This window comes from Dactylosporangium sp. NPDC005555 (assembly GCF_040605635.1).
Taxonomy (GTDB): domain Bacteria; phylum Actinomycetota; class Actinomycetes; order Mycobacteriales; family Micromonosporaceae; genus Dactylosporangium.
On the sequence record NZ_JBEXDG010000071.1, the window covers coordinates 37,453 to 50,021 of the forward strand.

The 12,569-nt window shown below is 70.5% G+C and carries 16 protein-coding genes and 1 pseudogene; 6 read left to right on the forward strand and 11 right to left on the reverse strand.

Annotated elements, in window-relative coordinates:
• Positions 1 to 44: 44 nt before the first annotated feature.
• Both ABZS58_RS44305 and ABZS58_RS44310 read left to right on the forward strand, forming a co-directional pair.
• Entirely contained in the window at positions 45 to 1,541 is a 1,497-nt protein-coding gene (locus ABZS58_RS44305; protein WP_354790150.1) for a chitosanase, read from the forward strand.
• 76 nt (positions 1,542 to 1,617) lie between these two features.
• A complete protein-coding gene (locus ABZS58_RS44310; RefSeq protein ID WP_354790182.1) occupies positions 1,618 to 1,863 on the forward strand; it encodes a hypothetical protein in 246 nt (81 codons plus the stop codon).
• 236 nt (positions 1,864 to 2,099) lie between these two features.
• Here the strand turns inward: ABZS58_RS44310 and ABZS58_RS44315 are convergent.
• From ABZS58_RS44315 to ABZS58_RS44325, 3 genes and pseudogenes are all read right to left on the reverse strand, one after another.
• Positions 2,100 to 2,192 (reverse strand): annotated as a pseudogene (locus tag ABZS58_RS44315) (hypothetical protein); the annotation flags it as partial.
• Positions 2,193 to 2,360: 168 nt separating this feature from the next.
• Positions 2,361 to 2,993 (reverse strand): hypothetical protein, encoded by a 633-nt coding sequence (locus tag ABZS58_RS44320; protein WP_354790152.1) that lies wholly within the window; start codon positions 2,991 to 2,993, stop codon positions 2,361 to 2,363.
• A gap of 9 nt (positions 2,994 to 3,002) precedes the next feature.
• A complete protein-coding gene (locus tag ABZS58_RS44325; RefSeq protein WP_354790154.1) occupies positions 3,003 to 3,389 on the reverse strand; it encodes a hypothetical protein in 387 nt (128 codons plus the stop codon).
• A gap of 452 nt (positions 3,390 to 3,841) precedes the next feature.
• Between ABZS58_RS44325 and ABZS58_RS44330 the strand changes: the two genes are divergently transcribed.
• A complete protein-coding gene (locus ABZS58_RS44330) occupies positions 3,842 to 4,291 on the forward strand; it encodes a hypothetical protein (protein ID WP_354790156.1) in 450 nt (149 codons plus the stop codon).
• Between the two features lie 315 nt (positions 4,292 to 4,606).
• Here ABZS58_RS44330 and ABZS58_RS44335 read toward each other — a convergent pair whose 3' ends face one another.
• The 4 genes from ABZS58_RS44335 to ABZS58_RS44350 form a co-directional block, all read right to left on the reverse strand.
• Positions 4,607 to 6,874, reverse strand: a complete 2,268-nt coding sequence (locus ABZS58_RS44335) for a heavy metal translocating P-type ATPase (RefSeq protein WP_354790157.1) — start codon at positions 6,872 to 6,874, stop codon at positions 4,607 to 4,609.
• A gap of 9 nt (positions 6,875 to 6,883) precedes the next feature.
• Entirely contained in the window at positions 6,884 to 7,867 is a 984-nt protein-coding gene (locus tag ABZS58_RS44340) for a hypothetical protein (RefSeq protein ID WP_354790159.1), read from the reverse strand.
• Between the two features lie 2 nt (positions 7,868 to 7,869).
• The gene (locus ABZS58_RS44345; protein ID WP_354790160.1) at positions 7,870 to 8,076 is read right to left on the reverse strand and encodes a cation transporter; all 207 of its coding nucleotides are present in this window, start codon (positions 8,074 to 8,076) and stop codon (positions 7,870 to 7,872) included.
• Between the two features lie 84 nt (positions 8,077 to 8,160).
• Positions 8,161 to 9,594 carry an MFS transporter gene (locus ABZS58_RS44350; RefSeq protein WP_354790162.1) on the reverse strand — a complete coding sequence of 478 codons (1,434 nt, stop codon included), beginning with the start codon at positions 9,592 to 9,594 and terminating at the stop codon, positions 8,161 to 8,163.
• A gap of 112 nt (positions 9,595 to 9,706) precedes the next feature.
• On the opposite strand from ABZS58_RS44350, the gene ABZS58_RS44355 reads away from it, so the two are divergent.
• Both ABZS58_RS44355 and ABZS58_RS44360 read left to right on the forward strand, forming a co-directional pair.
• The gene (locus ABZS58_RS44355; protein WP_354790164.1) at positions 9,707 to 10,129 is read left to right on the forward strand and encodes a hypothetical protein; all 423 of its coding nucleotides are present in this window, start codon (positions 9,707 to 9,709) and stop codon (positions 10,127 to 10,129) included.
• A gap of 214 nt (positions 10,130 to 10,343) precedes the next feature.
• Positions 10,344 to 10,634, forward strand: coding sequence for a metal-sensitive transcriptional regulator (locus ABZS58_RS44360; protein WP_354790166.1), 291 nt, complete (start codon positions 10,344 to 10,346; stop codon positions 10,632 to 10,634).
• A gap of 9 nt (positions 10,635 to 10,643) precedes the next feature.
• On the opposite strand, the gene ABZS58_RS44365 is transcribed toward ABZS58_RS44360, so the two are convergent.
• Together ABZS58_RS44365 and ABZS58_RS44370 are read right to left on the reverse strand one after the other, a co-directional pair.
• On the reverse strand, positions 10,644 to 11,159 hold the full coding sequence (locus ABZS58_RS44365) for a DUF2269 domain-containing protein (protein WP_354790168.1): 516 nt from the start codon (positions 11,157 to 11,159) through the stop codon (positions 10,644 to 10,646).
• Entirely contained in the window at positions 11,147 to 11,347 is a 201-nt protein-coding gene (locus ABZS58_RS44370) for a hypothetical protein (RefSeq protein WP_354790170.1), read from the reverse strand. The genes ABZS58_RS44365 and ABZS58_RS44370 overlap by 13 nt, the downstream gene beginning before the upstream one ends.
• Positions 11,348 to 11,414: 67 nt before the next feature.
• Here ABZS58_RS44370 and ABZS58_RS44375 point away from each other — a divergent pair, with 67 nt between their 5' ends.
• Positions 11,415 to 11,990 (forward strand): TetR/AcrR family transcriptional regulator, encoded by a 576-nt coding sequence (locus ABZS58_RS44375; RefSeq protein ID WP_354790172.1) that lies wholly within the window; start codon positions 11,415 to 11,417, stop codon positions 11,988 to 11,990.
• Between the two features lie 46 nt (positions 11,991 to 12,036).
• Here ABZS58_RS44375 and ABZS58_RS44380 read toward each other — a convergent pair whose 3' ends face one another.
• The gene (locus tag ABZS58_RS44380; RefSeq protein ID WP_354790174.1) at positions 12,037 to 12,177 is read right to left on the reverse strand and encodes a hypothetical protein; all 141 of its coding nucleotides are present in this window, start codon (positions 12,175 to 12,177) and stop codon (positions 12,037 to 12,039) included.
• Between the two features lie 66 nt (positions 12,178 to 12,243).
• A partial coding sequence (locus tag ABZS58_RS44385; protein WP_354790176.1) for a sensor histidine kinase occupies positions 12,244 to 12,569 on the reverse strand: 326 nt, incomplete at its 5' end.

The following is a 12,569-nucleotide window of genomic DNA, read 5'->3' on the forward strand; positions in this document are numbered from 1 at the left end:
CCCGGACCGGCGCTGGGGGTATCGACTAGAGGTGGGGAGGCAGAGTGACACAGGACCAGCCGGCGGCACGACGTCGTGCTCCGTTTCGCCTGTTGCTGCTGCCGGTCGTGCTCGCGATCATGGTGGGCGCGGCGTTCTTCGCGGTGAACAGGCTCAGTGGCGGGCTGACGATCACCGCCGAACAACGCACCGTCATGGAACAGCTTCGCAGCGCCCTGATGCACGACACACTCGTTCCGCAGTACGCCCGCGTGGTCAACCAGTTCGACGCGCGCGGATACGTGCTGGGCACAGGGGACTTCTCGACGGCCGGCGGTGAGGCCATAGAGGTGATCCAGACGTACACCGCGAGGGTCGGTCCCAACATGCTGTCCCGCTCCCATCTGGCCACGCTGACTACGTTGCGCAACGACAACAGCCCGAAGGTTGACGCGCTGGCCGGACTGCCCGACGCATGGCGCCTGTCCAGCCAAGATCCCAGATTCCGCCAGGCCCAGGACGATGTCCTGGAGAACCTGTACTACTCGCCGGCCTTGAAGATCTCCAAGGACCTCGGCCTGACCACGGCCCTGGGCGTCGCGGTCATCTACGACACGCTGCTGCAACACGGCAACGCATCGAACCCCGACGACCTCCCCTCGATCCAGTACCGGGCAAGTCGGCGCGCCGGCGGCGAGCCCGGCAAGGTGACCGAGCACGAATGGCTCAAGGCTTTCCTGGCGGAGCGGGAGGTAACGCTGGCCAGTCCGGCCGACGAGCGGTACAGCAGCATCTGGCCATACAACCTCGACCGCCCCCGCGCCCTGGAGAAGCTGATCGACGAGGGCCACGACGACCTCTCGCCGCCGATCACCGTCCAGCCCTACGGCACCGTGCACGTCCTGGACGGGCGACCCCCGGCGTCGCCGGCCGTCCACGACACCGGAGCGGCCCTGTTGGCCGGGCCCTCATCCGCCGCAGCTCCGGCTGCGGCGACGCCGCCGCCGGGTAGTCCGCAGTCGTCCGTGGCGGCACCACATGTACCGGCGAGCAACTCAAAGTCACTGGACGCCTCCGGCTCACGGGATAGGCGGTCCGCGGATACCGCTGTGACGCCGCGGGACGGGCTGGTGGTCAGGATCGCCGCGACGAGCGGCAAGTGGGTGGGCGTAGCCGCCGCCGCGGCCGACGACGGCGCGGGCATCGTGCTCAGCGGTAACACCGGACTGGCTCAACAGTGGCGTATCGTCGAATCACACTCGGGTTGCTTCCATCTCATCAACGTCAAGTCCGGCAAGGCGCTCGACAACCCGGACGGAACGTGGACGAACGGCGTGCAGATGCAGCAGTGGGAGTACTTCTGGGGCAACTACAACCAGTCCTGGTGCTTCACGCCGATCGGTGGCGGACGCTACTCCATATCGAACCTGACCAACCGCTATCTGCTCGACGTCCGCGTCGGCGGCGCCGGCGACGGCACCCCCATCCAGCAGTGGGGGGCCGATCCCGCCGCACCGAACTCCCACCAGACATGGCGTCTCGTCGCGCAGCCTGATTCCTGACGCCGCGGGCCGGCGCAGCGGCCATGCTCCGTTCTGCAGCACCTAGTGCAACGTTCCTCAAAGGCTGTACACGAACTTGCGGCGTAGTGTGCGGGTTGGTGGTGCCAGTTGGAAGCGGTTCTCGAACAACCCGACGCTGACCATCGCCTACACCGGCTACCCGACCGTCGACACGCGGGCGACCGACCCGAGCACCCCCTGCGTCACCGGGACCGGCCGGCCGTACGTCAACACCACCACCCCGACCCTGCGCGCCCAGCTCGGCGACCCGGAGGGCGCGGCGGTTCGGGGACCGGCAACACCGCAACGGCGTTGGCAGTGAACGCTGCCGCGACGACCGGCCAGGAGATGCCATGGTCGCGGGCAGCCTGCACGACGGTGCGTCCAGCGTCGGCGACCGCGGCCCCCCGCCGCCTGCCGCAGCCGGGCGGTCAGCCGGGCACGGGCCGGAACTTGGGCGACCTGCTCGGTGAACGCCCGCCGCCGCCATCCTGCCAGGTCACAGAACCACCGCCGCTTCCGCCACCGCAACCGGCCGGTCCGGCCGGCGACCGGCAGATCCCTCGGCCGGGTCGTAATCCACCACTTCACCCGCACCGCCGCAGTCCCACACTCAGGACAGCAGCGCGCCTGCTCGTCCGCGGGCCCCATCACCGGGGCGCCTCCGGACGCGGGCGGCACACGCGAATCCCGCTCAACTTCGAAGAGCCACCATAGGCTGGCCTGCCATCGGAGCCGCGGAGAAGCTATTGACCACTGCTGCCCTGAGCCGGGCGCAGGTGGCGGACCGCTGTTCGCCACCCACGCCCGGCCCGCGCGTCAGCCGAGGGCGGCTTTCACGTCGTCGAGCTTCACCGCCGTATTCGTCTTGGACACGAACGGCGACGGACCTGCGAATATGAGCTGTCCGCTCGCGTCGACCGTGGCGATGCCGGCGACGTACAGCCCCGCGGCCTTCACCGGCAGGGTGGCCGGCTTCGGCGCCGCGAAGATCGCGAACGCGGTGCCGCCCAGTTCGGACGGGCTCTTGAGCCGCGAGTCGGGCTTCTGCACGTTCGCCAGCTTCTCGTGGGTGTACGCGAGGCGGCCGCCCTTCTTGTCGGCCTTGTTCCACTTGCCGCTCATATATACGATCGTGAGCGTAGCGCCGGGCTTGACGTCGCCCTTGATGACGGTGTCGAGCTTGAACGAGATCGACCCGTAGATCTCCGGCCCTTCGCCGGGGATGTTGCCCTCGGCGTCCGGGTCGACCGGCACCTCGTACGCCATGTCGTTCACGGCGATCACCGTCCCGGTCGCAATGACCGGCCGCTCGGTGACGAAGGCCTCGAGGCTGTCGAACGGCACGGACGACGCCTCGTACGCGGCGACCGCCACCGAATCGTCGCTGGCTGTGGTACCCGAACATCCGCTGAGCAGCACCGCGGCCGCCACAGCAATCCATTTTCGCACTGAGGCCACCTATCCGTACTGGGCGTCGATGTGGGCGATGAGATGAGGGCTCAACACGTTGGTGAACGGCCAGTCGAGGCTCATGGTCGACGGCATGCACCCGCCGTCCTGGTAGTGCTCCGCCCCGACCGCATGGCCGATCTCATGGCACGCGATGCCGAACCCGGCATCGCCGGAGATGTTCCGGGTGAGGCTTTCCTTGAACCGAAGTCGTCCGCGATCACACTTGCCACTGACGTAAAATGACCGGCACACATAGTCGCCAAGCGACTGTGTACCGTCCGAGTTTGCCGGAATAGCGGCGGCGAACCAGACAATATCCGTCTTCTCGCCCCAGCAGTACCGGCACTTCTCGACTGCGGACAGTACGGTGCGTGCGTCGTACTGGTCGAACATCTGGAAGTGCACGAAGTGGTTCCAGAAGAGGAAATGATCGTCGTTATCCTCGTCTGAGGTTCGACTTCGACGGTTGCGAGCAGGTCGCGGATGATCGCTAGCATCCGGTCTTCCCTCACGTACAGGTTTCTCGGGCGGCCGCGCTGTGGCCGGGCGCTGGTGTAACCGTGTCGGCAGCGGTACGCCGCACGCCCGTGCGACCAGCAGGGGTCCAGCACCCGACCGCACCGCAGCAGGCCCACCAACTCGTAGCGATGCACCGGACCGTCATCAACGGCAGCCGCGGCGAGTCGCTGCACGGCGACGAAGTCGGCATCCGACACCAGCGCCGGAGGCACCACCTTGGTGGACACCACCCAGTCGCCGGCGCCCGTCCATCGCTGAATCCTCGACGGGCCGGGCAGGCGCGGCGGGTGTGGTGCGCAGGCTGACGGTTCCATACCTGGCGACCGGTGTACTTCGCGTTGCCCAGAATCGCCTGGACGGTCGACAGGGCCGTGCGACTCCGGCAGCCACAACCGGACCCCGGCCGCATCCAGCAACGGCAGCACCGTCAACGCCTGATCGCCGAAGAACGCCCGCTCGTACTCGCCCACCACCACCGCATCGAACCCCCGGTCCGGGTCGGCGAGCGATTGCAGCAATTGGGCGGCCTGCGGCCGGTCCGCCCACGGCAACCGCCGGCTGCGATCCGCGTCGAAGAACTCCGCCACGACCACACCATGACCCGCGACGAGTTCCTCAGCCGCATCCCGCTGCCACCGCCGCGACGACGCCCGCTCCTGAAAGTCCGCCGTCGACACCCGCCCATAGAACGCGAACCGCAGCCCACGTTCCTCACCCGGCCGACGACGGCGAACATGCCCGGCGGTGCCCGCCTGATCGAGCCAGGAAGCCAATAGACCAACATCGCTCTGGTTGTCACTCATATCCCCGCCACCCTCATCGACAGCCAATCACCGAACCTGCCCATTGCCGCCCATTACCAGGTCGTCACGGCGCACCGCGTGTCCGGCCGGACACCCGCTCGCGCAGCCCGGCGACCGCCGCTGGGTGGGTCTACGCCCACTTGAACACGTCCGGATCGTGGCTCTGCGGCCCGTTCAGGTCAGCTCTGTATGAAAGATGCGCCGTCCAGTGCGGCACACGCTCAGCTCAGGTCACGCGGGCGGACCCTCCGGCTCGCCCGCGTGACCTCACCGGGTCGCTGCCCGCCGTCATGTGGTAGTGGCGTGCTGGGATCGGAATCCGCGCAGCCGCAGGCTGTTGGACACGACGAACACCGATGACAGTGCCATGGCGGCGCCGGCGAGCATCGGGTTGAGCAGGCCGGCGGCGGCGAGGGGCAGGGCGGCGACGTTGTAGGCGAACGCCCAGAACAGGTTGCTCTTGATGGTGCGCAGGGTCCGCCTGGAGAGCCTGATGGCGTCGACGGCGGCGAGGAGGTCGCCGCGGACGAGGGTGAGGTCGGATGCCTCGATGGCGACGTCGGTGCCGGTGCCCATGGCGAGGCCGAGGTCGGCCTGGGCGAGGGCGGCAGCGTCGTTGACCCCGTCGCCGACCATCGCAACGACCTTCCCGTCGGCCTGCAGGCGCTTGACCACGTCGACCTTGCCGGCGGGTAGGACGTCGGCGATGACCTCGGTGATACCGACCTGCTCGGCGATGGTGCGGGCGACGGTGGCGTTGTCGCCGGTGAGCAGGATCGGGGTGAGGCCGAGCCTGCGCAGTTCGGTGATCGCCTGCCGGCTGGTGGATTTCACCGCGTCGGCGACGGTGAGCACGCCTCGGGCCTGGCCGTCCCAGCCGGCGAGGATCGCGGTCTGGCCGGCGTGTTCGGCAGCGGTCTGCGCGGCGCGCAGGTCGTCGGGGATGGTCAGGCCGTCGTCGAGCAGGAGCCTGGCGCGGCCGACGACGACGGTGTGCCCGTCGATGGTGCCGCGGACGCCGAGCCCTTCGGCGTTGGCGAAGCCGGTCACCGCGGGAAGGGCGCCGATCCGGTCGGTGGCTGCGCGGGTGACCGCCTGGGCGATCGGGTGCTCGGAGCCGGCTTCTAGCGCGCCGGCGAGCCGCAGCACCGCATCGGCGGCGGTGCCGGCGGCGGTGACGACGTCGTGGAGGGTCATGCGTCCGGTGGTGACGGTGCCGGTCTTGTCCAGCACGACCGTGTCGACCCGCTTGGTGGATTCCAGGGCCTCGGGGCCTTTGATGAGGATGCCGAGCTGGGCGCCGCGTCCGGTGCCGACCAGCAGCGCGGTCGGCGTTGCCAGGCCGAGTGCGCAGGGGCAGGCGATGATGAGCACGGCGACGGCGGCGGTGAACGCGGCGGTGAGGCCGGAGCCGGTGCCGATCCAGTAGCCGAGCGTGCCGGCGGCGAGGGCGATGACGATCGGGACGAACACGCCGGAGATGCGGTCGGCGAGGCGCTGGACGGCGGCCTTGCCGGTCTGGGCCTGCTCGACGAGCTTCGCCATCTGCGCGAGCTGGGTGTCGGCACCGATGCGGGTCGCGCGCACGACGAGGCGCCCGCCGGCGTTGACGGTGGCGCCGGTGACGGTGCTGCCGGGGCCGACCTCGACGGGGACGGACTCGCCGGTGAGCATGGCCTCGTCGACGGCGGAGGTGCCGTCCTGCACGACGCCGTCGGTGGCGATCTTCTCCCCGGGCCGCACGACGAACCGGTCCCCCACTGTCAGCTGCTCGACCGGGATCTGCTGCTCCACGCCGTCGCGCAGGACGGTGACGTCCTTGGCGCCGAGTTCGAGCAGGGCGCGCAGGGCGGCGCCCGCACGGCGCTTGGCACGGGCTTCGAAGTAGCGGCCGGCGAGGATGAACAGGGTGACGCCGGCGGCTGCCTCGAGGTAGATGTTGCCGGCGCCGTCGGTCCGTTCGATCGTCAGCTCGAACGGGTGGGTCATGCCGGGCATGCCGGCGGTGCCGAGGAACAGCGCCCACAGCGACCACCCGAACGCGGCGATCGTGCCGAGAGACACGAGGGTGTCCATGGTGGCGGCGCCGTGCCGCAGGTTGATCCAGGCGGCCTTGTGGAACGGCAGCCCGCCGTACACGACGACCGGCGCGGCGAGGGTCAGCGACGCCCACTGCCAGAAGTCGAACTGCCACGCCGGGACCATGGCAAGCAGGATCACCGGCACGGTCAGTACCAGCGACACCAACAGTCTCGTGCGCAGCGGTTGCAGCTCGTCGGCGGGCTCACCGGCTGTTGCACCGCTACCCGCCTGCGGTGGCGTGGGCAGGGCGGCGGTGTAGCCGGTCTGCTCGACGGTGGTAATGAGGTCGGCGGCGGTGACGTCGCCGGTGACGGTGACGGTGGCCTTCTCGGTGGCGTAGTTGACGGTGGCGGTGACGCCGTCCATGCGGTTGAGCTTCTTCTCGATCCGCGCGGCGCAGGAGGCGCAGGTCATGCCGCCGATGGCCAGTTCGAACCGCTGCGGTGCCGCGATCAGCGGGAGCTTGGTTGCCATGAAGTGTCCTCAGCTGTGCGTGTGGCCGGGATCGCCGTGCCCGGGCGCGGTCGGTGCCGGGCTCGGCGCGGTGGGGGCCGGCGCGGCGGCCGGTGCACTGCCGGCGACGGCGGTGAATTCTGCGGTGCGGACGGTGCCGCCGTGCTGGAAGTCCAGATACAGCCGGTAGGTGCCGGCGGTGGGGACCTCGGCGTAGAACGTGATCCGCGGTCCGGCTGCGGTGCGGCCGTCGCCGGGTGCGCCGTCGGGGTGGACGTGCAGGTAGGCGAGGTCGCCGTCGCGCAGCGCGACGAGGTGGCCATACGCGCCCAGGTACGGCTGCAGGTCGGTGACCGGTGCGCCGTCGCGGCTGACGGTCAGGGTCAGCTTGGAGGCGGTGCCGGGGACCAAGTCGCCGTCGACGGTGACGGTGTAGCCGTCCACGCTGCTGGTGCGCTGCGCGGCCGGGAGCGGCTGCGGCTGGTAGTCGCCGGGCGCCGGGACGTCGGCGCCGAGGGTGAGCCCGCGAGGATGGCCGGTGGGCTGGAAGTCGGCGAAGATCCGGTACTGTCCGGCTGCACTGACGGCGAGCGGGACGCTCCAGGTGCCGTCGGCGTCGCGCTGCGGGTGCACGTGCTGGAAGCCGGTCAGGTCACGGCGCACGACGATGAGGTGCAGGTCCTTGTCGTGACTGGTGGTGTAGCCGGTGACGGGCTGCTGGTCGGGGCCGAGGATCCGGAACCGGAACGGTGCCGCGGTGCCGGTGCGCAGTGCGGTGGTGAGCGGCTGGAGCCGGTAGCCGTCCTCGGTGATCTGCAGCCCGCCAGGCAGCGGCGCCGCGGTGGCGGCGTGCTCATCGTGACCGTCGGCGGCCTGGTGGGTCGGGTTGTGGTCGGTGCTGGTGTGGGCGGCCGGGGCCGTGCCGGGACCGGCCAGGTGGCCGATCCCGAACGCGGCGGTGAACACGGCCGCCAGCCCGAGCGCGTAGGCGCCGAGCCGGAGCGGTGTGCGCATGACTACCTCGCTACGTCGTAGCCGGCCTCGTCGACGGCGGCGCGGACGGCGTCGTCGTCGAAGGGCTGGTCGCTGGTGACGGTGACGGCGCCGGTGGCCAGGTCGACCTCGACGTTGCTGACGCCGCCGAGCTTGCCGATCTCGCTGCTGACGGAGCTGACGCAGTGGCCGCAGGTCATCCCGTTCACGGTGTAGGTGGTCGTCGTCATGGCGGGCTCCTTCGAAAGTTGCCGGTCTTCTTCCATGATACCTCTACCCCCTAGGGGTATCGAGCGGGCATGCGTTGAGAGGGCTCACACCCGGGCGGCGGTCTGCTGCTCGGGCTCGGCCGCGGCGGCCGGTACGGAGGGCGCCGGGCGCAGGGTGAGCGCGGCGATGACCGCGCCGGCAAGGGCGATGACGGCGGCACCGGTGAACGCGGCGGAGTACCCGTCGGTGAGGGCGGGCAGGTTGCCCAGTTGGTCGGCGCCCGCCGCGGCGGCGGCGGCGGTCATCGCGGCCAGGCCGAGCGCGGAGCCAACCTGGTAGCTGGTGTTGACGATCCCGGCCGCGAGGCCGCCCTCCTCCGGGCGGGCCGCGCCGATCGCGGTACCCAGCGACGGGATGAACGCCAGGGACATGCCCAGCGCCGCGACGAGCGAGGCGGGCAGCACGTCGGCGACGAAGCTGCCGGTTGGGCGGACGAACGCCAGCCAGCCGAGGCCTGCGGCGAGCACGGTCAGGCCGGCGACGAGCGTCGCCTTCGGGCCGAACCGGCCGATCGTCCGTGGGGCGAGCAGAATCATGCCGAGCATGATGAGGACGGTCATCGGCAGCAGTGCGGCGCCGCTGGGGAAGGCGCTGTAGCCGAGGACCTGCTGCAGGTACAGGTTGAGGTAGAACCACATCGGGATCCATGCCGCGCCGAGCAGCAGCTGCGCGACGTTGGCCGCGGCCAGGTCCGGCGCCCGGAAGATCGACAGTCGGACCAGCGGCTCCCGGCGGGCGGCCTGGATCGCCACGAACGCGCCGAGCGCGAGCACCGCGGCACCGAGCACGAGCCACGTCCGCGCGGACGACCAGCCGATCTCGGGAGCGCGGACGATCGCATACACCGCGGCGGCCAGGCCCACGGTGACGGTGAGCGCGCCGAGCAGGTCGAGGGAGCCGCGGCGGGCGCCGCCTGCCGGCATGACTGCCGGGGTGAGGGCGAGCACGAGAACGGCGATCGGCACGTTGATGTAGAACACCCAGGGCCAGCTCACATACTCGGTGATCACGCCGCCGAGGAAGACGCCGGCGGTGCCGCCGGCCGGGGCGGCCGCACCGTACAGCGCGAGGGCCTTGGTCAGCTCCTTCGGCTCGGCACCGAACAGCATCATCAGCAGGGTCAGCGCCGACGGGGCGATCAGCGCCGCACCGGCGCCCTGCACTGCGCGGGCGGCCAGCTCGACCGCGGCGCCGTCGGCGAGGCCGGCACCGAGCGAACCGGCGAGCAGGATCGCCCAGCCGGTGGCGAACACGCGCCGGGCGCCGAACAGGTCTGACAGCCGGCCGCCGAGCAGCAGCAGCCCGCCGAACGCGACGACGTAAGCGTTGAAGACCCAGGACAGGTTGCCCGGGGTGAAGCCGAGGTCGTCCCGCATGCGGGGCAGGGCGACGCCGATGATCGAGGTGTCCATGATGACCATGAACTGGGCCAGGGCGATGAGCCCGAGGGCCCACCATCGCCGGGATGCGGTTGCCATATCCATCACTCCTTCGTACCCCCAGGGGGTATCTGCGTGGGGCCATCTTTACCCCCAGGGGGTATCAGTGTCAACTCTTTCAACAGATACCCATAGGGGGTATTTTCGCCGCATGACACCCATCCTTCGCAATGCGCGTACCGGCCGGATCGTGGCCGGCTCCCTGGTCACCGGGCTTGTCGCGGCCGTCCTGCTGATCCTCGCCCCGTTCGTCGCGGTGAACGACAGCGCCGTCACCGGCGCGGTGCTGTGCGGGTTCGCCCTCGGCTGGGTCGCCCTGGCCGTCCTGTCGGCGCGGTACACCGACCGACCCCAGCGGTGGGCGACCGTGCCCGCCCTGTTCCTGGGCGTGAGTGGCCTGGTCCTGATCGGATTCGGTCCCGCCGCAGACCCGGTGCTCAACTGGCTGTGGCCACCCGCCGCACTGACCCTCGCCGTTCCAGCTCGCTCGGCGCTCCGACGACCACGCGAGTCTGGGCCGCGGCGCGGTCGTACTTGGTCTCGGCCCCGTTGCCAAGCTGCCCGAGTCCGGTAGCGGTGCTGGGTTCACCAAGGCCCGCTCCGTGCCGCCGGCGGGAGAGGCGCCGGCGTCGAGGTCGTCTTTGACACAACACTGCTCGGCACGCTGCACCAACAGTGCCAGGCGTCGGGTGTGGTCGTGGCACCGCTGCAACCGCGCTCACCTGATCCACCCCGCCCACACGGGCGCGACCTGGACGATACCCCTAGGGGGTACATACACTGGTCGCATGAGCACACCGACACGGGGCTACACCGCAACCAAGGACCAGCTCCAGGGCCGCCTGAGACGCATCGAGGGGCAGGTGCGCGGGATCGAGAAGATGGTCGACGAGGACCGCTACTGCATCGACGTGCTCACCCAGATCGGTGCGATCCAGGCCGCCCTGGACAAGGTCGCGCTGGGCCTGCTGGACGACCACGCCCGGCACTGCATGCAGCACGGCGCCGAGGAGGGCAAGGGCGAGGAGATGGCGACCGAGATGATGGCCGCCGTCGGCCGCCTGATGCGCCGCGGCTGAAGGCCCCTGCTATGCAGCCGCTGCGGCGCGGCGCAGGCCGAAGCCGGTGACGCCGCGCGGCTTGTACACCGACAGCACCGTCGCGCCGACGAGCAGCAGCAGGCCTGCACCCGCGTGGACCAGCGGCGACGGGCCGCGCAGCTGCGCCAGCGTCGACGCCGGGTCCGCCGCCCGGTCGGCGAGCAACCCGAGAGTCTGGGTGTAGAGCAGCAGCACCGCGGTGGCAACCACGTTGATGAACAGCTTGAACAGCACCCAGTAGTGCCGCACCAGACCCCATACCGTGCCCAGCGACTGCACCAGGCCGGTCAGCAGCGACGCCACGCTGATCGGCACGAGGACCGACCAGCCGAGCATGTCCATCGCCAGATACGCAGCCCGGACCACCCGCAGGTCCGGTGAGGTCAGCGCGGCGAGGGCCAGGGCGATGGACGCCGCGACCGCGCCGAGCCAGCCGACCGATGCGGCGACATGCGCGGTGAGCACCGCCTTACGCAGCGGCGGCGCCATTCTCACCGCAGCCACCCGGCGGCCCCATCCACGGCTGCCACGGGCGCCGACACGCCATGGCCGCCCATGTGCCGTCCCGGACCATGTCCGCTGAACAGCGCAGCGATCAACAGGACGACCAGCAGGATCGCCGCGACGCCGACGATCTTCACCCACCGCGGCATCCGCGCCGCGTCGTCTCCGTCCGACATCTTGTCCTCCATTTTTTCGAGACACAATGTCTAGTCCGTTTCATAGTGTCACGACAATGGCGAGACGTACAGTGGGGCGGTGCCGAAGCTGTGGAACGACACGATCACCGAGCACCGCCACGCCGTGCGCGACGCCGTCCTGGACGCCGCGGCGGCGCTCGTGCACGAGCACGGGCTGACCGGAGTGACGATGTCGCAGCTGGCCACCGCGGCCGGGATCGGCAGGGCCACGCTGTACAAATACTTCCCCGACGTGCAGGCGGTGCTGCTCGCCTGGCACGAACGGCAGGTCACCGGGCACGTCCAGCAGCTCATCGCCGCCCGCGACGAACCCGGGGAACCCCTGCATAGGCTGGCCGCGGTGCTGCGCACCTATGCGCTGATCGGCCACCGCCATCACGGCACCGACCTCGCCGCAGGCCTGCATCGCGGACCACACCTGGTCGAGGCCGAGCAGCACCTGCACGCGCTCATCCGCGATTTGATCGCCGACAGCGCGCGGGCCGGCGCCGCCCGTATCGACGTGGACGCCGCCGAACTGGCCCAGTTCTGCCGGCACGCGCTCGGCGCCGCCGCCGACCTGCCATCAGAGGCGGCGGTCGAACGCCTGGTGGCGGTCACGATCGCCGCGCTCCGCCCCGAACCGGCACCGTGAGTCCGCCGTTGACGCGCCGCTGGGCGACAGCCGGTTCGAGGCGCGCTCAGCAGACCAGTTCGGCGCCGTAGCCGGCGGCGGTGATGGCGGCGGCGACGGCAGGCTGACCGAGGTTGGCGATGTCCTTGCGGCGGGCCCCGCCGGGACAGCATCCTGCGGCCGCTCGTCGGCCGAGTACGCGGACCACGCCAGCGGCGCGGCGGCTGCGGTCGCCGTCTGGGCAGCACCGACGCCCGAACCCTGACCTGGTCCGTCAGCCAGGGGTTGCCCAGGCTGCGGGGAGCAGGACGGTGATGGTGGTGCCGGTGCCGGGGTGCGTGCAGGTGACGGGTGCGGGCCGCGGATGGTGGTGCACATGGCCGGAGCACCACCACAGGTGCCCGTCGTGTGCGGTGACGATGGCGTCGACGAGGGACAGGCCGAGACCACTGCCGGGTGTGGCGCGGGCGGCGTCGGCGCGGGCGAATCGTTCCCCGGCGTGTGGCAGGAACTCGGCCGGCATGCCGGGACCGGCGTCGTGAACGGTGAGCCTCGCATACCCGTCAGCGGTGGCGGTGCTGACGGTGACCGGTGCAGCGC

Bases quoted from the DNA above. Each gene is read 5' to 3' on its own strand.
- ABZS58_RS44345 (WP_354790160.1), bottom strand. From the start codon at position 8,076: ATGACGACGACCACCTACACCGTGAACGGGATGACCTGCGGCCACTGC.
- ABZS58_RS44350 (WP_354790162.1), bottom strand. From the start codon at position 9,594: ATGGCAACCGCATCCCGGCGATGGTGGGCCCTCGGGCTCATCGCCCTG.
- ABZS58_RS44355 (WP_354790164.1), top strand. From the start codon at position 9,707: ATGACACCCATCCTTCGCAATGCGCGTACCGGCCGGATCGTGGCCGGC.
- ABZS58_RS44335 (WP_354790157.1), bottom strand. From the start codon at position 6,874: ATGGCAACCAAGCTCCCGCTGATCGCGGCACCGCAGCGGTTCGAACTG.
- ABZS58_RS44360 (WP_354790166.1), top strand. From the start codon at position 10,344: ATGAGCACACCGACACGGGGCTACACCGCAACCAAGGACCAGCTCCAG.
- ABZS58_RS44370 (WP_354790170.1), bottom strand. From the start codon at position 11,347: ATGGAGGACAAGATGTCGGACGGAGACGACGCGGCGCGGATGCCGCGG.
- ABZS58_RS44325 (WP_354790154.1), bottom strand. From the start codon at position 3,389: ATGTTCGACCAGTACGACGCACGCACCGTACTGTCCGCAGTCGAGAAG.
- ABZS58_RS44340 (WP_354790159.1), bottom strand. From the start codon at position 7,867: ATGCGCACACCGCTCCGGCTCGGCGCCTACGCGCTCGGGCTGGCGGCC.